This is a genomic window from Candidatus Neomarinimicrobiota bacterium (assembly GCA_016784545.1).
Taxonomy (GTDB): domain Bacteria; phylum Fidelibacterota; class UBA8477; order UBA8477; family JABMPR01; genus JABMPR01.
Map to the genome: position 1 here is coordinate 20,239 of JADHUM010000036.1, position 21,182 is coordinate 41,420.

Sequence of the window (21,182 nt, forward strand, 5' to 3'; positions counted from 1 at the left end):
GATTTCGAGAAAATCCATGAGAGCAAACAAACTTCTAGTCGTTTTTCTGATTACCTGCTCTTGCCTGGTCCAGGCTCTTGAAGCTCAGGATATAAGCTTCTCATCTGTCCGAGTTATTGAATCTAACTTTAGCTTCCCCAGCGATATCTGCGGTAATGATAAGGGTGATGTATTTGTGTTGGACGGCATGAATGATCGAGTGGTTCAACTCAAAGCAAGTGGTGAGCTGGTTGTAATCAAACCACAAAGAGAATCTATTTTCAAAGCAGTTGGAATCGCCTGGATTAATGATGCGCTGTGGATTGCAGACACACCCCGTTCACGGCTACTGAAAATGGGGATGGACGGACGGATTAGCCAGGTTGTCAAGCTTGATCATCAAACTGAACCCGTTGACGTCATTAGCATGGATGACAATATGGTGGTGACAGATCGTCGCAATCATACTATCACAGTTCTGGATAATAATTTTAAAGAAAAATATTACTGGGGAAAAAGAGGGGACAAGGTTGGTGAATTTATCAATCCAGGTTTCCTGGCCGCTGGACCTGAAAATAGAATCATTATCGGAGACATCCTCAACCGCAGAGTTGTTTCATTCTCACCCAGTGGTCGCTACCCACAATTCATTGCCAAACAAGGCGTTGAAAAAGGACAAATATTCAGACCCAAAGGGGTTGCCCTGGATTCAAAAAACCGGGTGTGGGTGGCTGATGGATACACAGGAGCGATTCAAGCCTTTTCCATCTCTGGAAAATATTTAGGTATCGCCACCAACGATGGGAAAAAGCTCGCCTTATCTGCTCCCATGGGGGTCTATATTGATAAACAAGACCGTCTGTGGGTCGTGGAGTCATTCGCCAGTAAAGTTAGCGTTTGGCGGATCAAATGATGAACAGTCTGAAAAGATTATTCATCTCGCTTGTTGTCCTGGCACTGTGCAATACTTTTGCCTTTGGTCAACACAATCCAGATGGCCGCAAAGTGAGCCTCGATTGTGTCACCTGTCATGTCACCTGGCATGTCAATATTGATCCTGAAAAATCATTACTTCCCAAAATAGATGCACCCATTCAGATTCAAGGTATGCCTGCTCGCATTCCCATGGCAGCAATGTGTTTTACCTGCCACGATGGAACGGTGATGGATTCGCGCCAGATATTCTCTTCTGGGAATCATCAGGGGAACATGGATGTGAAGCATGCCGATATCAAAGATTTACCCCTTGATAAACATGGCAAGATTTACTGTGGCACCTGCCACACACCCCACAGCTTGAAACCCACTCGTCCAGGTGGTCTGGCACCCTTCCTGCGGAAGGCTAAAATAAATTCTGATTTATGTCTCAACTGTCACTCAAATCAGGCTCAAAATCATAAAAACCATCCAATAAAAGTGAAAGTCTCTCCAAATAACACAATGCCAAAGAGTACGTTTTGGGGTAAAGACGGTACTATGGAATGCATGACCTGTCACCCGATTCATGGGAAAGAACCTGTGAATGGTGTGGTAGGCAAGGATCGCAGCAAACTCTGCTCCTCTTGTCATGAAGCCTATTTTAACATTAAGCTCACTGATCATGATCTTGCCAGCTCCTTGAAAAATAAAACAGGCAATATGGGACCAGATTTCAGGGGAAATGACCCCTGTGCTGCTTGCCATGTGAGCCACAATGGTAAAGCCGAGCATATGTGGGCCATGGCAATTGATCCGAAAGCAGGGGAGAATGCCTACTGTGTTGGATGTCATAGTAATAATGGATTAGGCAAGCAAAAAGTATTTACCCACGCAGGTCACCCCGTATCAAATATCAAATTAAGAAAAAATATTCCAGCATTGGGAATCAAAGCTGGCGACAAATTGCTCTGCAAATCTTGTCACGATCCACATCAATGGGAATTTTCCAACAAGCATGCCGTGAATGCCGGCAATGAAGAGGGTACTGAATATACTTCTTTCCTGCGCTTGCCTGATGATGCCCAGGGTCAGTTGTGTGTGACTTGTCACGCCAGCCAGTCGAGCATGTTTAATTCTGACCACAGTGTAGCGCGTGAAGGTTTCCAACAGTTATTCAGAGAATCAAATACCTTGCATGGTCAATGCACCGTTTGTCATGGGGCTCATACAGATGCTCTGGCAGGATCAACGGAAGATGATCCATACACCGTTCTCTGCATGCGCTGTCATGATGGCCAACACTTTGCAACTTCAGTGGTTCATAACAACCATCCCATTGGCGTGCCTTTTACATCAAAAAGCAAGCTTCGTGGCTACAAAAAAGATGGACAAACCTTACTTAGCTGTAACACCTGTCATGACCCCCACAAATGGGGTAAAAAAGTTGAGGTTTCCCGGACAGTGGATTTGAAGGGAGATGATAGAAATTCATTTCTAACCATTTCAAACTGGCCCGAACCAAAACTCTGCCTTGACTGTCATCCTGAACAGGAAACTATTTTGAATACAGATCATGATTTGACTGAAGCAGACAGGAGTGCCTGTAGTCTTTGCCATGCGCCTCATAATGCTGAGACGCAATATGGCATTCTGGCAAAATGGGGCGATGCTCCTGGTGCAAGTTTTAATGAAAAACATTGTTTCAGTTGTCATAATGAACAGGGTTCAGCCTCAGCCAAGGTGGTTGAAGGGTACAGCCATCCACGTGAATTTGGCATTCTGACACCGCCGGCACGAGGAACGGGAGTTTGGTTGGACTTCCCCCTCTTTACCGAAGCTGGTCCCAGTATGACCGTTGGACACATCGATTGCTTTACCTGTCACAATCCCCATTCCTGGTCTTATAAACCGGAGTTTCAAAAGTTGGGATTGGGAAGCAAGGGAGGCGATGATGGCCAGGAAGGCAATGACCTCACATCATTCTTACGCAACCCCAGCCAGCTTACCCTTTGTACTGATTGCCACGGCGAAAGCACATTATGGAAATACAACTACTACCATGATCCAGTTAAGAGAAAGAGATACTAAGATGAGAGTCATCAGATCTTTTAAAACTCGCTTAACAGCTATGTCACTTATAATGGTGATTTTCATGTCTGGACTTGTTGGCTGTGCTTCTAGCAGCAAGCTAGGTGAGAGCTTGAATTACCCTGCTGATGTGCCACAGCCCTATCTAACCCTGGAACAGGTTATTGAGGGAGCTCAGGATACACCTGCAGGTCTGTTCAGTCGTTTTCTGGGTATGATTGTGGGACCAGAGAGAAAATTTACCCTGAATCAACCAACCGACATGGTTGTGGATCAAAAAGGACGTCTGCTCATTGTTGAGTCTGAATCTGGATTTATCTCTATCTATACTGAAGTAGAAGGGGAATGGCTGAACAGTGGAAGAGTTCATCTGCCTGAGATTCTACATCCCACGTCCATTGCAGCGGGTCCCAATAATATTTTTGTCAGTGATTTGATGGGTGGCAACGTGCATATCCTTGATTATGAGTTTAATCTGTTAGGGACCATGAATCATTCTGATATGCAAAGACCGGGAGGTCTCTGCTACGATGCACATTCCAATCGGTTACTCATAGCCGATCCGCCAGCCCATAGAATCTTCATTTTTTCTCCTGGGGGTGAATATCTAGCTCAGGTGGGACGGGTTGGACATACCAAGAGTCTTTTACAGAGTCCCATTGCCATCACAGTTGATGCAGCCAATGGTAATATTTATGTACTGGATGGGATGGCTAGGAAGGTTAAACACTATGATCCCGATTTGAATTTCATAGGCAGTTTTGGTGAATATGATCAGGTGCCCGGCAGTTTTGCATTTCCAAAGGGTATTGCGATTGCAGTAGATGGTACTTTATTTGTTGGCGATGCTGCTTTTGGAAACATCCAAATGTTTGATCCTGCTGGCGCTCTGCTTTTCTATTTCGGCGAAACAGGAGCAGGGGCGGGTCAATTTCTGATGCCACGCAATTTATTTATTGATCATGAGCAGCGTTTGTTTGTTGCAGATCCATTTAATAACAGGGTGCAAATTTTTCGTTATTTCGCACAGGACTGAGCGGGGACATGAAACTTAATTATACACATCAGACAACACCTCCCATGAGATTAATGGTGATAGGTGTTATCAGTATTGTTTTGCTTGGCAGTCAGGTATTCGCACTTGATTTGACAAGTATGGGTAGAGTTGAAAGTCGAGTTGGAATACTCTCGAATGATGCTGGGGCCGATAACAATTTAGTCCACATGGAACGCATTAACTGGGGCATCCAGCAGCAATTTAATTATCTGGATTTTAACTATAGTTTAACTGGCGGAGGAATCCTCAGAGGATCCTCTCAACTTGAAATGACGGAATTTGTTCCTGAGTTCCAAGCCAAAGCACAACTTCAGCCATCTCGAAAAACCACCATTGAGATGTTCAGCTATTCTCAATTGAGAAATCCCATGCAGATTGCTCAGGATAGCCTCCAGCATAGGGAGCAGGTCAGTGGGCTTCAATTTCGTTCCAGCCTCCCCAATAACGGACGATTACTTCTAGCCTATGGATTCAGAAATTCCAAACGAGACACCAACACAATAGACCACCAATTTGCTAAACTTCATCTCGAACAAAAACTCCTGGGGTTACAGTTCCGTTTTCGTGGCGAAAAAGATTTGATCACCAATGAGGTTACAAGCGGGGACGACGACAGATCCAACATGTCCATTCAGTGGTACGGAAGCCCTTCAAAGGGCTTAAACTGGACAGCAATAAATTCCGTGTATAATTATGGCGGAAATGCCTATTGGCGTGTTTACCAGCGTGTAAACTATCAGTTATCCAACCGTTCCACTGTCTGGGCACACTTCAACAATCAGCAGGCAGCCTATCGTGGCAGCTATCTCAACACACAAACTTATGATGTCGATTACAGATGGAAAAAAAGTGAGACCATGGCCTTTCAACTGCTTACCGAGGGGAGTAAGGTCAAACCGATTAGCGGGGATCCCCAATTCCATTGGAGAGCTTATCTCGCCGGAGTGCATTGGCGTCTTGGCAACCGGTCTACTGCTCTGGGTGTGTTCCAGTTTGGATATAAGGAATCATACCGATTTGGATCCGGTCTTGATATGCGCTTTGAATTAGAGGAACGTATCCCGCTTTTACAGAATCGAAAATTACGCGTTGGCGTAAGTGATCATTCAGAAGGTGAAATATTTATTGGGCAGGATGGCGTAAGCGAGGATCCACAATATGATATTGACCATCGATTGGATTTAACCGTTGATCTGTGGCCGGGTCAAAAAGTTCAAGTCGCCAACACCTTCGGGCTATTGAATCATTTTGGAACGGATCTCGATTTTTCAGAGGATACCTTGCGCAATGCCATCACACACAACATTCAATTTAAATACGTAAAACGCAAGCTGAGAGCCTCTCTGGATCATCTGGCTATAAGTGATCTGGGTGACGAGAGTGATTTACGTCTTCACATGAATACACGCCTCACCTATCATATGTCTCCTGGCAGTAGTTTGAATTTGATCAGCATGTATCGTTATCAATCTGAAATCTATCCTGACTATCTCTGGCTTAATTCATTTATAAAAGTGAATATGCACTATTTCAATTGGGCACTTGAAGTTCAAGCTCAGGGTAAACCCGATACCATATTTGATGAAAAATTCTCAGTATGGATGCGTTTTGTGAGGCAACTATGATCAAGCTAAAATTTATTCCAATTCTTTGTGTACTAGCCGTGTCCCTAATGGGTCAAGGGCTTGAGGATCTGCGGAGTAAGAGTAAGATTGCAGCAACTCCCCATAACCTGATGATGAATAAAAATGGGCTCATGCTGGATAGTGTTCTTGTTGATTTCTCCCTGTGTCGTTCATGTCATGTGCCCAATAAGGCTACTGCTGTTGAACCCCTGTGGTATCGAAAGATCTCAATTCCAAGATTCGATATAAATAAAGAAATAGACGCTGGAGATGAGCATGTTCACACCCTGGATCCAGGCAGTCGGAATTGTCTATCCTGTCATGATGGATCAATGGCTCGCAGTTTCCCTCATCGTGGTGACCAGAAGCACCCCCAGGTTAACATGACTGCTTCTGAGGCTCGGGCACCAGCAAATTATAACATGCACCTTTTCAATTTCCCCAAATCAGGGAAGGAAATCAGTCATCCTGATGAATCTTCAGCATTGATGCTCACCAATCAGAATCAGGTTGGTTGTATCACCTGCCATGATCCTCATAACAATGAGAAGGGTCATTTTCTGAGAGTATCAAACCAGGGCTCTGAAATTTGCATGGAATGCCATCATATGCAGAACTGGGAAATGTCTACACATGGGAATCCCCAGAATCCCTTGCATGCTGAGCTTGAGGAAGTTGCCTGTCTGCAATGCCACTCCATCCATACCTTACCTACTAATGCAAAATTACTTAAGGCCGATGAAAACACACTTTGTCTGAGCTGCCATGATGGAAGGACTGACGAAGATACGGAAATCGCCAGCATAAAGAATCTTGAAGAAGTATTTGAAAAGCCATTTACCCATCCCATCCGTATCAATCCCAATGTCACCGATGTAGGCTACGATTCTGATACAGACTCTCCATGGAATTTTGGTTTAGCTGACGATCGTTTTGTCCGTTGTGGTGATTGCCACAATCCACATGCAGTAACTGAAAAAAATATTTCGCCTGTCCTCGATGGAAGTCTGGCCTTTGTTGAAGGTGTTGATGCTATCGGCTTTCGGAAAAATCAGGTTGATTATGAGTATGAAGTTTGTTACAAATGTCATGGCCAAAATCAGAACGCAAATCCTGGTAATGATGTTGCCAGACTCCTCAGCGTAGGGAATCGAAGCTTCCATCCCATTGAAAGTATCGGATTGTCACAGCGTGTCCCAAGTTTGAAAGATGGGTGGAGTGAACAATCCCTAATCACTTGTTCTGATTGTCATGGGAATGACGATCCCTATGGCCCTCAGGGTCCTCACGGTTCAAGTTTGCCCCATATTCTCAAAGCACCTTACAGTGACTTCCCCTATGCCAGCATTGATGAGCAGGAACTTTGTTTTAAATGTCATGACCAGCGCAAGATTACCGGAAATGATGGCTTCAAATTCCATAATATCCATATCAATAGGGCTGGTTATAGTTGTTCCGCTTGTCACAATCCACATGGTAGTGTTGATTCCCCTGGTCTCATTGATTTGAATCAGTCTCACATTACCAGCATCAACGGGGAGAAGCAGGTGGAAGGTTTGGAACCAGGACATGGAACCTGTACGCTGAAGTGTCATGATGCCAAGCATTTGAGGGATGTCTACTAGTCGAAGCCCTGCACATCGTCTAGAATCATTTAATTACGAATATTATCCTGGATTATAGAGTTTAGCTATAGTCCGGGATTCCTTTATGTCCCTGAATCTTGTATCTACACTAGGCTTGATCCATTCGGGGTTTTGTTTCGCCCAATCTCCGGAAATCAGCAATACCAGGAGCTTGAGAACAAGAAGCAATCGACCCTTAATCAATTGGTTCCAGGGTCGAGTCCTGCCTGTCCCGCCGTAGCTCGTAGAGCGTAGGGGGAGGCGGTGTACAAAGAGAAACCCTTGCAGGGTAAGCCCTGCAAGGGTTTTGTGGTTTTAGGGCATTCGTCACCGAAATCTTGAAGTTGGGTCATAACGGGTCATAAGAGATCATATCGTCCAGAATTGGGGATACATCTGGGATACCGCTATACATCAACCCTCCTAAATCCTTACCTGGATTGACTTCGCATGACTCAGGCGTCGGATCTGTTATCCGAGGGCAGAAGAGAGGATCGATTCTGCAAGCAAAGCAGGGAGGCTAATTATTCAAGCTGTCATTCGAGCTGTTTTCTTGCTCTTGACGCTTGCGTTCCATTAACTGATTCCCATAAGGAAGATCTAGATCAAAACCCTCAGCTCGAAGATTCTTCATCCATACTTCAAGTCCCTGAAGCGATGTCTCTTCTGCTTTAACAAAATCTTTAATATCCATGTATATTGCCTTATTTAGCGCGATTTTTTGATATTCAAGCGCCAAATTAAGCATTCCACCCATACTGTAAATAAGAGCCAAGTAATCGGCTGACCAAAACACACCTTCACCATAATCTATATCCTGTGCAATTGCATAGGCAGTCTTAAGTAATTGCTCTTGAATAAGAAAATTCTCAGACTCTACATCTAGAGCTTCAAAATTTTCAATATATATCCAGAGCTTATTATAACAATCTACCTGAAATGCTTTATCCCCAATTTCTTCCGCTAATCTTAATGCCTTCTCGCAATAAGAGCCTGCATCAGTATTAGCACCTTTTTCATCGTGGCTTAATTCTGTCATTGCATAATAGGCTCTAGCTAAACGAGCTTTACTCTTAATTGACTTGTTGATCTCGATACTATTTTCGAGCAATGTTCTCCATTTAGAATTGTGGTAATCCTCAAAAAGCTCAATGTATTCTATGTCCAATCGATTCCGTGAAATCCCTTGCGACATCACCTTATTCTGGAACACCATCCCCCAATTATGTGCCTTCGCCTTTTCTATTTCTGCTAGCTTCAAAAGCGCAGTGGCCTCTTCGGACATAAAACCGTTTTTTTGAGCAATACGATGTGCAACCTTAAAATGCCTTTTAGCCTTCTTAAGTTCGGTATACTTCCAGTCCTTTAATATTGATATGTACGATTCACCTAATGCGTTATGAACCGAAATCTCAGTGTGTAAATCATTCACTTCTTTAATCTGTTCAAGCGCTTGCTTGGAATACTCAAGACCATCAATGTGTTTGCTCCATTTGTTGAAAATCGAACTGATATTCACTAGTGATTCAGCAATGTACCTACTGTTTCCAAGTTCTACAGAGCGAGTATAGCAGTCCTGAAAAATGTTGAGAGCCTCTGTGTAGTTACCCCTGTCAAAAAAACTCTTACCCAGGTAGATCTGGGCATCAATTAAATTCTTGTCTATTTCTAAGGATTCCCTGAATAGTGATTGGGATTGCTCTAAATCTCCAAGATTTTGGCGATTATCATATATATACTTTCCCTTTAGATATAGTTCATATGCTTCGGGATGAGGGATTGAAGTCAGGTGTATACTTCGATCTTTGACACCCAGACTATTAAGTATGCCCGATGTTAGTTGTTTCGATATAGGAGCGAGACTGTCGACAGGTTGATTCCATTTGTTAGCGTAAACAACCGAACCTATCGCAGGATTCACCAGTTGGGCTCTAAAGTTAACGATCCTATCCTCAAGTAGCATGCTTGTCACAAGAAGATGCTCTACACCAAGTTGATTAGCTATGTCTTGTGTTGAGAAATCTATTGTGCCGAACCTGAGAATATCCGCGAGCGGTGGGATTCTAACCAATCCAGTACTCGCCAACTCAATAATTAAATCCTCAGTCACGCCCCGTGTCCAATACTCCTCAGCGCTATTATTCAGATTTTGGATGTGAAGAACACCAACTGATGGAAGCTCATTGCCGCGGGCTATTACTATATACACCACCACCAATATTGCAATGGTTCCAGATGAGGCGTACCTGATCCACCATCCTGGTTGACTTTCAAGCTTTGCTGATACATCAGAAAGTTTTGTTGGGGTTAATCCGTGTGAAGTGAGACAATAAACACGAATATCTTGTTTCACTCCCTTGAGTTTTGGTTGCCCAACAAACTTGATCTCGTAAACTGGACTTCCTGATATATCGTGCTGCACCTTATCTGAAATGGCAATTCCACCAACCGCAGAAAAGGGCTCAATTCGTGATGCTACATTGACATCGTCTCCAAAGACATCACCATCTTTCTCAAAAATATCACCTTGGTGTATACCGATTCTCAGATTTAGCCCAGGCTCCTCTTTTAGTGTTTTTTGAATTTCAATTGAGCAGTCTAATGCTTGGATTGAGCTCTCAAAACACAGCAGAAGACCATCCCCGATTTCCTTAATCCATTGACCTTCATATTTTGTAACAATTGGTTTTAGGAGCTCACGCTGTCTATCAAGAAGTGCGAGGCTCTTTGTTTCATCCTTGGCAGAGAGCGCCGTGAATCCTGCAATATCAGTAAAAACTATTGCCCTAAGTTTCCTTCGACTTGTGGTCACAAAAAGAATCCCCGAAAATGTTTGAGACGATCAATTCGGGAATCCGAGTTAGTCGATCTCTGTTAATTGGAATACGTGAAGAATATAGTTGAGTAATTGATCTAATCCCAAATTGTAGTCAGGTTATGTGAAACTCCTGTGCTCTTAGTTTGCAAGAAATATCTACAAAATTGGGGATACCAGCGGGATACCGACTGTTTCAGTATCTCATAACTCACTGAACCATAGCTACTTACGCAACACAGCCATTTGACTCTTAATCAATTGGATCCATCAAATTATTCAGGACAAAGTTTCCTGAATGATTTTGATAGAGGGATGCTAAGGTAATATCTCGGGGAGTGGTGGAGACGAAAACCCCCAGCTGTATTGAATGTCAGCTGGGGGTTTTTAAGGTTGTCAGAGTTCTGATTAAATCAGTTTAATCTTCCTCCACCTCAGGTGGGTTGAGCTCAGGGTCTGGTTCTGCACCACCGTGCTCATGCTCAAACATTTGCCTGGGCATCTTACCTGATAACCAACTGGTATTCATGGGAGCTACACTGGGTCTGAAAACAGTGTTGTAGAGATGCCAGATGAGAATGGCCAGGGTTGCCAGCCAGGCTTCCCAATAATGAATGACCAGGGAGACATCAATGAAGCCACTGGAAAATTTCTGAATAAAGAAATTGTCAAACCAGAGCACCAAACCGGTTCCTATCATGACTATGTTGCCCCAGACACCAGCCCAGTATTCAAGTTTTTCAGCATAGGCAAATCGGCCAAATCGTGGTTCATGATCTCTAAAGTCAAAGAAGTACAGCACCATTTCCCAGAACTCACGAATATCCCGCAAACCAGGAACCATATCTTTAACAAACTGCTTTCCACGTTTGGTGAACAGGAAGAGTAGATGCCATACAGAAGTGACAATCATAAAGACCGCTGCATAACGATGGACCACGCCTCTGAATTCAAATCCACCTTCCCAGCCAAAGAAGAACTCAGCAATCCAGGATTCATTGAAGCGCAGGGAGAAACCTGAAACCACCAGCGTAAAGAAGGATACCAGCAATGCGGTGTGTTGCACGACTTCCAAACCTCGCATGCGCCGAACTGAAGGTCCTTTCATTGTCATGCGTACTTGTTTTAAGTAGTCCAGGACAGTATGCAGGAACATCCCACCAATGGTTACAGCGATGAGTAGAATGTAGATTTTCTCGATAAGTACTGCCAGAGGCGCTCGTGGGTCTGTATCACCCATACCATGGATGGTTACTGCGGCAAGCTTGTCACTCATTCCGGGATGACACTCGCCACAGGTCGTCGCCAGATTATTTGGATGAATGGATGAGGTAGAATCCGTGCTGGGTAAAATCCTGTGTGCACCATGGCAGGATTCACAGTTTGCAACATGGATGTCGCCGGACATACTTTTCAGTCCATGATAACTATCAACATAACTACTGACCTTGCCACGTTTGGTCCCTAAACGTTCATTGAGAACCGTGGACTCATGACAGGGCTCACAGGTGGCTGAAGCAACCCGAAGCTTAGAGACAGGAGATCTGGGATCAGAAGGTGAGATGATACCGTGTTCGCCGTGGCAATTGGTACAGACCGGGGCGTTGGCCATCCCGCGTTTGGCCATTTTACCATGAATACCTTCCCAATAGTCTTTGGCTTCTGCCGGGTGACATTTCCCGCAGGTGGTTGGAATATTAAGATGATAAATGGAGGATTCTGGATTAGTTGGAGGATATATCCCATGGGAAGAACCTCCTGAAGAGTGGCAATCATCGCAGGAAGCTGCTTTTGTATTGCCTCTGCCAGTGGCCTTGCCATGGACACTGCTATTGTACATAGCCACAGGGTGTTCAATGAGGATATCATAGCGTTTGACCAGGTCGATGTTCTCATGACAATTGCCGCATGTATTTGCCAGGTTGGTCGGGTTGACACTGGAGTTTTTCATGCTGCTGGGAAGGATATTGTGATCGCCGTGACAATCGGAACAAGTCGGCATATCCTTGCACTCACCCTTTACGGAACGTCCATGTGACTGATATTGTTCTGAGGCATCATCATGACAATCCCGGCAACCTTCACAACCAGCAACAAAATTTTCAGCTTCTGGAGTGTGTGGGCTGGTATCATGATGGATATGACAATCAAGACATTCCATCCCCTCATGAATAGAACCATCCAAATCATCCTGAATGATTGTTTCCATCTCACTGGTTTCATGACAGTCGATACATTGGTCACTATCAATGGGTTCATAATCATCATCCTGGGCAAAAGCAGGTACAATGAACAGGAGCAAAATGAACCAGGGGAAGATGTTTTTAATCGTGAATCGCATAAGAATGTGGACCTTCTCCATCTAAGGGCTTATTTAAGCTTGATTAATTCTCCAGGAATATCTGTGGGAAAACTCAAATCTTCATCGTGACATTCCACACAAGATGGCGTGATATCATATTGATCATCAGTATGACATTCATAACAGTCTATTTCTTCGTGGTCTTCACTCAATTGCAATCCGGTCACAGCGTGATCAAACGAGTCCACCTCAAAATTGGTATGGCAGGTTGTACAGGTATTGTCCAACGCGGTGATTGGTTCTTGGCCAACATGGCATTGATTGCACTTCAGGGGTTGGTGATGTTTGTTCAGCTCCCAGCCCGTGTTGCTGTGAGTAAAGCCCTTTGAGGCTGTACTCCGATGGCATAATTCACATCCCGTCTCTATTCCCGTATCATGACATTGACTACAGGGGTCGTGGTGAATAGCTAATGACCTCACCTTTTTATTCTTGGAGGGGGTGTAGTTATGACAGGTTGCACAATTGGTCTGTCTGTGACAATGTTCACACTTAAATCTATACAACTCGACATGCTCTTTGTGCTGGAACACAACTGGCTTTTGCTTGCTCTTTGGGGATACAAAGTTGAAGATATTGGGTACAATGATTTCTTCATGATGATGAGCTAAAAGATCAGTTGAATCCAGTTTTTTACGAATATTGAATCTCAGTTTTTTCTGAACATGACAGGTTTCACAAACCTTGTCTCCAGTCCAACTCTGGTGGCAGTTCAGACAATTCCGGTGATAGGCACCGTTAATGGTGGGCATGGTCATGGAAGCATTTTCTTCTTCGCTCACATGACAGTCTGCACAGGGTTCGTAAACACCTTCGGAACCATGGTGGTGACAGGTATTACACCCCCCACCCATTTTTGTCATATCGGCATGGAGTTTGTGGTCGAATAGGACTGGATTGAAAATGTTCTCCAATAAACCAATTTCAATTTTATCTGGTATATCGACAGTGACCTGCTTGGTCTGTCCAATGGAGATGCCGAGGCAGAGGAGGAGAAGCAGAGAGCCTATTCTGACTTTCATTCAGTTGTCTCTCTATTTTCCAGGTGCTGGATGAGAAACTTCCTTGATACGAACCGCATAATCAAATGGCTTATAGGTCGGTGATTTTTTATTGTGACACACCGTACATGATTTTTCTGAGATGGTCAGGAGATTTACAGATTCGCGGGTGATAGTACCATCTGCAATGGCGGCCTTTGTTTTCTTAGATTTGTAGAGACTGCCTGCACCATGACAGGATTCACAACCTACACTTGCCAGATCCTCGTTCAGCTTGACAGCCTTTTTATCCAGCGGGTCAACAGTGATCTGATATCCAGACTCGCTTCCCCAACCAGTAGCATGACAGGACAGACATTCTGGAGCTTGATCGGGTGCTACTTTCAGCCCCATTTTCTTGGCAATTGCCTTCGCTGCATCGGTTTTCAATGATTCCATAGAGCGAGCATGGGGGCCGTTTTCCCAGATTGAGTACTGAGAACCCACTTCTTCCTTGCTGTGGCAGATTTTACATTTTTTTGAGCCGACATATTCTGCAGTATCTGTTTGAGAATAAACCATCCCCACACTTAAGATTAATAGCACAATAAGCATTTTTTTCATGATACAGTCCTTTCAGTAAACCCAAATTATTGATTTTATTAGTGATCTAGATAATGTATAAGTGAATAACATTTTTTCCCCGCACTCATATTACATGATTAAACGCAAACTTAATTATAACAAATAATGTGCCAATCAGCAGATTATATCACGTCGAACGGTGGGTCGAATCGTCGAATATAAGTATTTTTATCTGTGAATAATAATAAATACTTAGGCCTCTTTGTTATGTGTGTGTAACAAGGGTTGCAATGAGGTACAAAACCAACTAGTAGCAACCAAATTACTCTAATGAAAACAATCAGCTAATTACTTGCTAAATAGCAGTTATATTGATGCCGATGTTTAACCATAACACAAATTATGAAAAGAGGTATATATGAAAATTGGGATCGCATCCAACGACCAAAGATCAATAGCACAGCATTTTGGCAGGACCAAGGGATTCGTGATTGCTGAACTAATTGATGGAACAATTAAATCAAAGGACTATCGTGAAAACGTCTTTACCCATCATCTGCAGCAAGGTGAGCATCAGCACGAGGGAGGACATGGACATTCCCATGAGGGAATCCTGGCAGCTTTGAAGGATTGCGATGTGGTCATTGCCAGAGGTATGGGTCGTCGCATATACGAAGACCTTCGTGGAGCCAACATCGAATCATTGATTACTGACATACCAACAGTTGATGATGCACTTTCTGCTTATGTATCCGGCACCTTGATCGACAATCCGGAAAAGGGGTGTATCCACTAACCAGCAATATTGGAACAGGAAATATCTATGTCAAATCTGGATCATTTATCACGGAAACAGCTCGTTGGAATGTTAGATGACTTTGCCAAGAATTGGCTCGCCCATGATGGCCTTTGGTTTCAGGCAATCGAGGCCAGGCACGGAATGGAAACTGCCATTGAATGTGATACTGAGGCGTGGAGACAGTTTACTGTAATAGAGGCCAGAAGAATCATGAAACGGCACAACATTGCCGACGATTCTGGTTTGGAAGGCTTGAAAAAGCCCTGGGTTATCGATTGTACTCCCGACTTAACAAACAGTCAATTTTGGAGGAGACAGAGGATAGCTTCCTGTTTCAAATGCAGGCGTGTCGCGTCCAGGGTGCCCGAGTCAGGCATGGACTAGCTGATTTTCCATGTAAGTCTGTTGGGCTGGTGGAGTACACAGAATTTGCAAGAACCATCGATCCGCGAATCAAGACTATTTGTGTGCGCTGTCCGCCAGACCCACACCCCGATAACTATTTCTGTGCATGGCGGTTTATGCTCACTGCATGATCCACAGGAGTGAGGATACGATTTCTCTTGCAATAGGGGACAATATTAATCATCTTTAAACTGTACATAAACTTGACTTGAATGGGGTAATATATATGATTCAAATTACAGAAACTGCAGCCGAGAAGATTAAGGGTCTCATGAGCCAGCAGGACCTTTCCGATGAGGGTGGTCTTCGCATTTATGCAAACTCAGGCTGTTGTTCAAATGGTTCCTATGGAATGTCTCTGGAGAATAAGCAACATCCCGAAGACAATGTCTTCGATTCACAGGGCGTCCGTGTTCTGGTTGATCCAGCGAGCTTTGCTCAGTTGGAAGGTGCCAGTGTTGAATACTACAAAGACGAACATGCTGAAGGTTTTACAATTTTGAAACCTAAAGCACAGTCGAATTGTGGATGCGGTGGCAATTGCAATTGCGGAGGCAACTGCAACTGTTAGGACCGTAACTCTCCTCGAACAAGACCCTGGCTCATCACCAGGGTTTTTTTTACCCCCCCAAGCACTCTATAGGCAACTCATAAGCAAATAGACCTGCCTGATATATACACCCGAAGGTTTTGGGGTAATCCCGGCGTAGCTCGTAGAGCGAAGCCGGATAATTTAAATCCCAAAGCACCCTGTAGGTGACTCATAATCAGATGAACTTGGTGTAAACAACGCAGGTTTTGGGGTAATTACTGCAATTTTAATTCCGCCAACCGTTTTAGATGTCCAGGATGCTCCATCAGCAGTTAGAAATAATGTCTCAGCTTAAATAATAATTACGTTAACTCACAAGAAACCTTTATTAGCTCCTATAGTTTGCCTTGTTAGACTGTATTTTGGTCTTAGTTTATCCATATGTTGCCTGACCCTCATAATATGGACCAGTATCCCTGGATGATAAATTTTAAGAAGAATCCAATTCCCGTTCTATTAAAGGCAGCACCTCTCCCAATCCGCTATCAACTGGTAGAGGATATTCTAGAGGATTCGTCTTCTGAAGATTTCTTAGCATTACAAAAAAACTTGAGAAAGCATCAGCCCAGACGGAAAATTCTGGCAGACCAGAGTGCCATTGGTTTATGGCCGATTGATGGTAAAACCACTGGATTGAATGATGCTCAAATTCAAACCCTTCAACTTTTGAAACAGCTGGAAGTTCTACAAGGACTCCTTGATTATTCTGTAACCCACAAACAGGATAAAGTGATGCTGGGTATGCGGGAAGTTCTACGAGCACTGGCTGAGCAGAATTTACCATTGAGACTACATCACCATGCCCAGGCAATCTATCTGGCGATTGTATACCAGTTAGAAGGCAGCCCAATCATCAAGCAGCTAATGAGAGATATAATTGCTCGGCAAAATTCAGATGGTGGTTGGTCCAGTTTACCTACAGAAACCGCATCCTGTTATTGGAGTAGCTTATTCTTTCTTTGGACCCTGGGGCAGTCAGAAAAATTCCGCGAGAATCGGGCCATTAAAAAGGGGCTTAAATATCTGGAGGGGAAGGTTCTTCAAGAAGGAGAGAGTACACTGCTCCCAGGTATGCAAGTCTGGGATACTCTGATCTCTGGAACCAGTGGTCTCAGCATCATCTCAGGAGGAACCCTCAGATATTTGGAAACCATCAAGTTAATTGATGGGAAAAATAATGACCGTAAAACATATAAACTGCTTGATTGGCTTATAGATGCTCAGCTAAAAACAGGGTTATGGCCAAGTATTGTGGGCCGGGATAAACAGGGTGACTTTGGTGTCACCTTGCGAGTTTTAAAAGTGTTGAAACATTTCCAGACACAACGAGTTCAGGAAACACTCAAGTACGATTCAGATGTCTAATTCAAAAATATATATTCGGAGTAAACGATGACAGATATAAACCCTTCAACCGCCTTTCCAGTGATGCCACTGCGCAATACAGTGTTGTTTCCGCAGCAGGTTATCCCGCTTTATATAGGTAGAGAACGATCATTAAAACTATTACGCGAACTTCCTTCAGGGAAAAAGACAATTGTTGTCGTGGCACAACGTGAAGGCTCAGTGGAGAATCCAGAAGCTGGTGATCTTTTTGATGTTGGGACCACTGCCTCAGTCATGAAGATATTGGATATGCCTGATGGTAGCCAGAGTGCTATTGTCCAGGGAGGTGAACGCGTCCGCATCAAAAGCTACTCACAGACAGACCCATATTTTAAAGCTAGCATTGAGGGTATAGAAGAAATCTATGATGCCGATCTAGAGACTGATGCCATGTCTGCCAATATCCGCACACTTTTCCGTGAACTTTCAAAGGTCGCAGACTATATCACCCAGGAACACATCTCACTGCTCTCCAATATCCAGCACCCTGCCCGCCTGGTGGATAGAGCCGTCTCAATGATGCAACTCTCCAATACCGAAAAACAGGGTATCCTGGAAGAAACTGATGTCACAGAACGTCTGAAGAAAGCTACTGTCCTCATCAATCGGGAAATACAGCGCCAGGAAATTGGTGAGAAAATTCAGACTGAGGTCCAGGAAGAAATTTCAAAAAGTCAGCGTGAGTACTTTCTTAGAGAGCAGATGAAAGCCATCAAGAAAGAATTGGGCGAAGATGATCAAACCCTGGAAATCAAGGAACTGGAAGAGAAAATTCTCGAAGCCGGCATGCCGGAAGAAGCGCTAAAAGTAGCCAATAAAGAAATTGACCGCCTCCAGCGAATCCCCCCATCATCTCCTGAATATACGGTTTCCCGTACCTATCTGGATTGGCTTGTGGAATTACCCTGGAGTAAAGAGACTGAGGATCGAGTTGACATACAGGAAGCTTTGAAGATTCTCGATAGAGACCATTATGGTTTGAAACGCGTCAAAAACAGGGTCCTGGAATTCCTCGCTGTACGGAAGCTTAAGATGGAACAAAGTCCTGATGCACCCATCAAAGGACCTATCCTGTGCTTCCAGGGTCCGCCTGGAACGGGTAAAACATCACTTGGTAAATCTATCGCTGACGCTCTCGGTAGAGAATTTATTCGCATCTCCCTGGGTGGCGTTCGGGATGAAGCCGAAATTCGCGGTCACCGCAGGACCTACATCGGTGCCTTGCCAGGTCGAATCATACAGGGACTTAAAAAAGCCAAAACCCGTAATCCGGTCTTTATGCTGGATGAGGTTGATAAGCTGGGGACTGATTTTCGAGGCGATCCCAGCTCTGCGCTTCTGGAGGTGCTTGACCCTGAGCAGAATAACTCTTTCAGTGATCACTACCTTGAAGTGACTTTTGATTTATCCAAGGTCATGTTTATTGCCACAGCAAACTGGCTGGACCCCATCCCTGGCCCGCTCCGTGATAGAATGGAGATGATTGATTTCCCTGGCTATGTCGAAGAAGAAAAAATCCATATCGCCAAATCTTATTTGATTCCCAAGCAGGTCACAGAACATGCCCTGGAAGAAGAGCAGATTACCTTCATGGATACTGCTATTGCTGAGATTATCGGTCGCTATACGTATGAGGCGGGTGTTCGAAATCTTGAACGTCAGATTGCCAATGTATGTCGCAAGGTCGCCAGAGAAAGAGCAGAAGGGAATGACAAACCACGTCGTATCACCAAAAGCAGTATAGCCAAGCTGCTGGGGCCTCCAAGACGCCATAGTGAAATTGCCGAGCGTATGTCTAATTATGGTATCGTAATTGGATTGGCCTATACAGCCGTCGGTGGAGATATTCTCTTTATTGAAGCCATGAAAATGAAAGGCAAGGGCGGCTTGAAGCTCACTGGCAAACTGGGCGATGTGATGAAAGAATCCGCTCAGGCTGTGTATTCTTATATTCGCTCAAATGCGGAAAAATTTGGGGTAGATCCTGATTTCTATAAAAAATGGGATATCCATGTTCATATCCCGGCCGGTGCTGTGCCAAAAGATGGTCCATCAGCTGGTATCACCCTTTTTACGGCCATGATTTCACTCCTCACAGAGCGATTGGTGAAAAGTAATCTGGGTATGACAGGTGAGATTACCCTCCGAGGAGCAGTTCTGCCTATTGGTGGTATTCGTGAAAAGGTAATGGCTGCCAACCGTGCTGGTCTGACAACTGTTATTCTGCCAAAGAAGAATGAGGCTGATCTGGTAGAATTACCTGATAGAGTGAAAAAAGAGATGGAATTCAAATTTGTAGATAAAATTTGTGATGTCATTGAGCTGGCACTTGAGCCAGCTACCGAAAAGAAAAAGGTCACCCAAAAAGTAGCTGCTGAGGCATAGAAGAAGAGATACTTTTAAAACGAATCTTACGAATTCAATGAAGGGATTTTTAAACAGAGCATAAAAATTCATTGATTTCGTCTACCTTTTGTGGGAGTTTTAACTGTTATAAAGAGGGAGTCGTCTGATGCATTGTCCCAAATGTAAGGGTTATATGAAAAGTATTAAGTACGAGTATGTTCAGGTTGAACGCTGTACGAAATGCTATGGGATCTGGTTCGACAGATTTGAATTACAGGATTTGAAACAATTATCCGGTTCTGAAGTGATTGATATGGGAGATCCCGAGCTCGGTAAACAACAGAACCAGAATATTGATGCAGTTTGTCCAAGATGCGACATTGCCATGACCCCTGAGGCTGACAAGAGGCAGGCTCACATCCATTATGAACGTTGTCCTGATTGCAAAGGTGTCTACTTTGATGCCGGTGAATTCAGGGATTATAAAGAATTGACCGTCGGCGAATTCTTTAAATCCTTCTTTAACCGATCGAACAACTAGAGCTATAACCATAATTTCTACCAAGGTGCGGGAAAAGTCCCCTCCTTGGAGGGGTGTCTCGTTTACGAGACGGGGTGGGTAAAGTATGACGAAGAGAATTATTTTGACATACAATCCAGACTTAAAGCCAAAGGCCAAAAAACTCCATCAAAACATGACGTTTTCGGAAATTCTATTGTGGAAACGACTAAAAGCAAAACAAATGATGGGTTTTCAGTTCAATAGACAGCGTCCTATTGACAATTATATCGTAGATTTTTATTGTAAGGATTTGATGCTTGCCATTGAAGTTGATGGTGCCAGTCATGATGCTGTAGAAGTTCAGAAATATGATGGGAGACGACAAAAAAGATTAGAAAAATTGGGTGTGAGGTTTCTGAGATTCGATGATCTGGATGTTAAAAAGAATATAGATGATGTGGTGATGACGATTCAACTATGGATTGAAGAGCATCAAGAAGATTTGACGGAAAGAAAACCCACCCCTAGCCCCTCCAAGGAGGGGAACGATTGGGAGAAGTAACTGTGGATACTTTGCTAAAATTCATAAAAACACAATACGAGCGGCCGGGCACAAAACCATTACTTGCCATAGGTGTCATCTTGATTTTGGCTGCCTTGGGAATCGGAATCAGTGATAATCCACCCGGCATTGGGTTGACTTATCTTGGTATAACCTGCTTGGGCTTCAGTCTGATACATCACTGGCGCAGTGCCCGAGACTTTGGAACCCTTCTGGCAGTCTCCATCATCAGTTTTCCCGTCATGGTTTTGCTCCACAATATCTTTGATGGAATCAATACTCAAGTTGGTACTATTCCTGTGGTGAATCAATTCTTGAATGGTTTTGCTGTTATTTTTTTTATTGGAGGTGTGCTCATTGCTCCTGCAGTTGCTTTAGTAGCTATCGTGGGGGGACTGTATTATCTGATATTCAAATAGCACCCGAATTAAGAGGCTGTGTGAAAACGGGGGTCCAATAGAGGATACTTAGTTAGGGTTTCGATCCCGCGACTAGACAGATCATGCGTAACCTTTTGATAATAAACTAGATAAGTTGTATTTATTCTTGTTATTAA

The 21,182-nt window shown here is 43.9% G+C and carries 16 protein-coding genes and 1 pseudogene; 13 read left to right on the forward strand and 4 right to left on the reverse strand.

What is annotated here, in order from left to right; genetic code table 11:
- Positions 1-16: 16 nt before the first annotated feature.
- The 5 genes from ISR87_09470 to ISR87_09490 all read left to right on the forward strand — a co-directional run bounded on the left by ISR87_09470 (position 17) and on the right by ISR87_09490 (position 7,292).
- Positions 17-892 (forward strand): hypothetical protein, encoded by an 876-nt coding sequence (locus tag ISR87_09470; GenBank protein MBL7025675.1) that lies wholly within the window; start codon positions 17-19, stop codon positions 890-892.
- Positions 889-2,985, forward strand: coding sequence for a cytochrome c3 family protein (locus ISR87_09475; protein ID MBL7025676.1), 2,097 nt, complete (start codon positions 889-891; stop codon positions 2,983-2,985). The genes ISR87_09470 and ISR87_09475 overlap by 4 nt, the downstream gene beginning before the upstream one ends.
- Positions 2,986-3,049: 64 nt before the next feature.
- A complete protein-coding gene (locus ISR87_09480) occupies positions 3,050-4,021 on the forward strand; it encodes a 6-bladed beta-propeller (GenBank protein MBL7025677.1) in 972 nt (323 codons plus the stop codon).
- Between the two features lie 8 nt (positions 4,022-4,029).
- Entirely contained in the window at positions 4,030-5,667 is a 1,638-nt protein-coding gene (locus ISR87_09485; protein MBL7025678.1) for a hypothetical protein, read from the forward strand.
- Positions 5,664-7,292: a hypothetical protein gene (locus ISR87_09490; protein MBL7025679.1), complete on the forward strand. Its 1,629-nt coding sequence runs from the start codon at positions 5,664-5,666 to the stop codon at positions 7,290-7,292. The genes ISR87_09485 and ISR87_09490 overlap by 4 nt, the downstream gene beginning before the upstream one ends.
- Before the next feature lie 520 nt (positions 7,293-7,812).
- On the opposite strand, the gene ISR87_09495 is transcribed toward ISR87_09490, so the two are convergent.
- From ISR87_09495 to ISR87_09510, 4 genes are all read right to left on the reverse strand, one after another.
- A complete protein-coding gene (locus tag ISR87_09495; GenBank protein ID MBL7025680.1) occupies positions 7,813-10,104 on the reverse strand; it encodes an adenylate/guanylate cyclase domain-containing protein in 2,292 nt (763 codons plus the stop codon).
- Between the two features lie 421 nt (positions 10,105-10,525).
- On the reverse strand, positions 10,526-12,448 hold the full coding sequence (locus ISR87_09500) for a hypothetical protein (protein MBL7025681.1): 1,923 nt from the start codon (positions 12,446-12,448) through the stop codon (positions 10,526-10,528).
- Positions 12,449-12,477: 29 nt separating this feature from the next.
- On the reverse strand, positions 12,478-13,491 hold the full coding sequence (locus ISR87_09505) for a hypothetical protein (protein MBL7025682.1): 1,014 nt from the start codon (positions 13,489-13,491) through the stop codon (positions 12,478-12,480).
- A gap of 12 nt (positions 13,492-13,503) precedes the next feature.
- Positions 13,504-14,073: a cytochrome c family protein gene (locus ISR87_09510; GenBank protein ID MBL7025683.1), complete on the reverse strand. Its 570-nt coding sequence runs from the start codon at positions 14,071-14,073 to the stop codon at positions 13,504-13,506.
- A gap of 379 nt (positions 14,074-14,452) precedes the next feature.
- Here ISR87_09510 and ISR87_09515 point away from each other — a divergent pair, with 379 nt between their 5' ends.
- The 8 genes and pseudogenes from ISR87_09515 to ISR87_09550 all read left to right on the forward strand — a co-directional run bounded on the left by ISR87_09515 (position 14,453) and on the right by ISR87_09550 (position 21,045).
- Entirely contained in the window at positions 14,453-14,830 is a 378-nt protein-coding gene (locus ISR87_09515; GenBank protein ID MBL7025684.1) for an iron-molybdenum cofactor biosynthesis protein, read from the forward strand.
- 27 nt (positions 14,831-14,857) lie between these two features.
- Positions 14,858-15,369, forward strand: a pseudogene (locus ISR87_09520) (hypothetical protein).
- Positions 15,370-15,464: 95 nt separating this feature from the next.
- Positions 15,465-15,809: an iron-sulfur cluster assembly accessory protein gene (locus tag ISR87_09525; GenBank protein ID MBL7025685.1), complete on the forward strand. Its 345-nt coding sequence runs from the start codon at positions 15,465-15,467 to the stop codon at positions 15,807-15,809.
- Between the two features lie 441 nt (positions 15,810-16,250).
- A complete protein-coding gene (locus ISR87_09530; GenBank protein ID MBL7025686.1) occupies positions 16,251-17,195 on the forward strand; it encodes a hypothetical protein in 945 nt (314 codons plus the stop codon).
- Positions 17,196-17,222: 27 nt separating this feature from the next.
- Positions 17,223-19,601, forward strand: coding sequence for an endopeptidase La (gene lon, locus ISR87_09535; GenBank protein MBL7025687.1), 2,379 nt, complete (start codon positions 17,223-17,225; stop codon positions 19,599-19,601).
- 127 nt (positions 19,602-19,728) lie between these two features.
- Positions 19,729-20,103, forward strand: coding sequence for a zf-TFIIB domain-containing protein (locus ISR87_09540; protein MBL7025688.1), 375 nt, complete (start codon positions 19,729-19,731; stop codon positions 20,101-20,103).
- An 85-nt stretch (positions 20,104-20,188) separates the two neighbouring features.
- Positions 20,189-20,626 carry a DUF559 domain-containing protein gene (locus tag ISR87_09545; protein MBL7025689.1) on the forward strand — a complete coding sequence of 146 codons (438 nt, stop codon included), beginning with the start codon at positions 20,189-20,191 and terminating at the stop codon, positions 20,624-20,626.
- Complete coding sequence (locus ISR87_09550) at positions 20,614-21,045, forward strand: hypothetical protein (protein MBL7025690.1); 432 nt, start codon at positions 20,614-20,616, stop codon at positions 21,043-21,045. Before ISR87_09545 ends, ISR87_09550 begins: the two co-directional genes overlap by 13 nt.
- The last annotated feature ends 137 nt before the right edge of the window (positions 21,046-21,182 follow it).

Bases quoted from the DNA above. Each gene is read 5' to 3' on its own strand.
- ISR87_09470 (MBL7025675.1), top strand. From the start codon at position 17: ATGAGAGCAAACAAACTTCTAGTCGTTTTTCTGATTACCTGCTCTTGC.
- ISR87_09475 (MBL7025676.1), top strand. From the start codon at position 889: ATGATGAACAGTCTGAAAAGATTATTCATCTCGCTTGTTGTCCTGGCA.
- ISR87_09480 (MBL7025677.1), top strand. From the start codon at position 3,050: ATGTCTGGACTTGTTGGCTGTGCTTCTAGCAGCAAGCTAGGTGAGAGC.
- ISR87_09485 (MBL7025678.1), top strand. From the start codon at position 4,030: ATGAAACTTAATTATACACATCAGACAACACCTCCCATGAGATTAATG.
- ISR87_09490 (MBL7025679.1), top strand. From the start codon at position 5,664: ATGATCAAGCTAAAATTTATTCCAATTCTTTGTGTACTAGCCGTGTCC.
- ISR87_09500 (MBL7025681.1), bottom strand. From the start codon at position 12,448: ATGCGATTCACGATTAAAAACATCTTCCCCTGGTTCATTTTGCTCCTG.
- ISR87_09505 (MBL7025682.1), bottom strand. From the start codon at position 13,491: ATGAAAGTCAGAATAGGCTCTCTGCTTCTCCTCCTCTGCCTCGGCATC.
- ISR87_09510 (MBL7025683.1), bottom strand. From the start codon at position 14,073: ATGAAAAAAATGCTTATTGTGCTATTAATCTTAAGTGTGGGGATGGTT.
- ISR87_09515 (MBL7025684.1), top strand. From the start codon at position 14,453: ATGAAAATTGGGATCGCATCCAACGACCAAAGATCAATAGCACAGCAT.
- ISR87_09525 (MBL7025685.1), top strand. From the start codon at position 15,465: ATGATTCAAATTACAGAAACTGCAGCCGAGAAGATTAAGGGTCTCATG.
- ISR87_09530 (MBL7025686.1), top strand. From the start codon at position 16,251: ATGATAAATTTTAAGAAGAATCCAATTCCCGTTCTATTAAAGGCAGCA.
- lon (MBL7025687.1), top strand. From the start codon at position 17,223: ATGACAGATATAAACCCTTCAACCGCCTTTCCAGTGATGCCACTGCGC.
- ISR87_09540 (MBL7025688.1), top strand. From the start codon at position 19,729: ATGCATTGTCCCAAATGTAAGGGTTATATGAAAAGTATTAAGTACGAG.
- ISR87_09545 (MBL7025689.1), top strand. From the start codon at position 20,189: ATGACGAAGAGAATTATTTTGACATACAATCCAGACTTAAAGCCAAAG.